The organism is Caballeronia sp. dw_276 (assembly GCF_018449635.1).
GTDB lineage: Bacteria > Pseudomonadota > Gammaproteobacteria > Burkholderiales > Burkholderiaceae > Caballeronia.
The window spans coordinates 1-846 of record NZ_JAAVUV010000058.1 but is presented as its reverse complement, the minus strand read 5'-3'; the positions used below and the strand labels follow the sequence as shown (position 1 = coordinate 846).

The following is an 846-nucleotide window of genomic DNA, read 5'->3' as shown; positions in this document are numbered from 1 at the left end:
CTGACGCTACATCACATCGTCTCGGACGGCTGGTCGACGGGGGTACTGGTGCAGGAAGTGGGGGCGCTGTATAGCGCCTTCGTGCGAGGCGAAGCGTCGCCGCTGGCACCGTTGCCGGTGCAATACGCCGACTACGCGCACTGGCAGCGCTCATGGCTCACCGACGAGGTGCTGGACACGCATGTGGACTACTGGAAGCAGCAGTTGTCCGACGCCCCAGCGCTGCTGACGTTACCGCTGGACCGGCCGCGTCCGGCTGTGCAGGGACATCGAGGGGCGACGCTGGAGTTCGCGGTTGATGAGCAAACGACGACCGCGTTGAACGCGCTGGCACGTCGCGAACAGGGCACGCTGTTCATGACGCTGGCGGCCGCGTTTAGCGTGTTGCTGTCGCGTTACTCGGGGCAGAACGACATCTGCATCGGCACGCCGATCGCGAATCGTCAGCATCCGGAAGTGGAGCCGTTGATCGGTTTCTTCGCCAATACGCTCGTGATGCGTACGCGCGTTGCCGCACACGAGTCGTTCGAGGCGCTGCTGCGGCGTGCGCGCGAAACGACGCTGGGCATGTATGCGCACCAGGACGTGCCGTTCGAACTGCTGGTCGAACGACTGCAGCCTCAGCGCAGCCTCGGCTATTCACCGCTGTTCCAGGTGATGCTGATCCTGCAGAACACGCCGCTCGAGGAGTTGAGCCTGCCGGGGCTGAGTCTGCGGCCGCTGGGGCAGACCGATCAGGATGGCGGGGGCAGGGCGGCGAAGTTCGATCTCACGCTGGATATCGCAGAGCGGGATCAACGGTTGTTTGCGACGTTCGAATACGACATCGATCTGTTCGATGGGACG

1 protein-coding gene is annotated in these 846 nt (G+C 63.9%); it reads left to right on the top strand.

Features of this window, described 5'->3' with window-relative positions; translation table 11 throughout:
- The coding region (locus HB633_RS30595; RefSeq protein WP_255581311.1) for a condensation domain-containing protein at positions 1–846 on the top strand (846 nt) is incomplete at both ends.